At 46.1% G+C, this 525-nt stretch carries 1 protein-coding gene; it reads left to right on the top strand.

The annotated features are described in order from the left end of the window. Positions 1-80: 80 nt before the first annotated feature. On the top strand, positions 81-525 hold a 445-nt coding region (locus R7Q09_RS28195), incomplete at its 3' end, for a LysR family transcriptional regulator (protein ID WP_318144215.1).

Genomic DNA, 525 nt, shown 5'->3' with positions numbered 1-525 from the left:
TTTATTACAGAAATGAATTGTGAGTATTTAGTCTATATCAAAAGTGATATGCTTTGAGAAAAGCTAAAGAGATAACGTTGATGAACTTTGATTACAATTTGCTCAAGGTGCTTGCGGTGATTCTTGAAACACGCAACACCACAACGGCTGCGGAGCGTTTGTGCACCAGCCAGCCTGCTGTGAGCCGAAGCTTGCGTAAAATTCGGGATTTGTTTAACGACGACATTTTAGTGCGTAAGGGCACCAATATGGAGCTCACGCCGAAAGCCGAAGAGATCAAAGCGCAGCTTTCTGGGATCATCAACGACATCGACAAGCTGGTGAATGTTTCTCATAGTTTTGATCCCGCGACCGAAAGCAGTGTTCTGCGTGTTGCTATCAACTCGTCCATTGCGCAATGGTTTTCTGCCGCGTTTACTCAGCTGCTAGCCAAGGAAGCGCCGTTTATGAACTTGGTGATCGAAGACTGGACGGAAACCACGCCAGACAAAATCGATGCGGGTGAAATCGCTTTTGGCATCAACT

The sequence above is a fragment of the Vibrio sp. 2130-1 genome (assembly GCF_033339515.1).
This window is presented reverse-complemented; position numbering and strand designations above follow the sequence as displayed.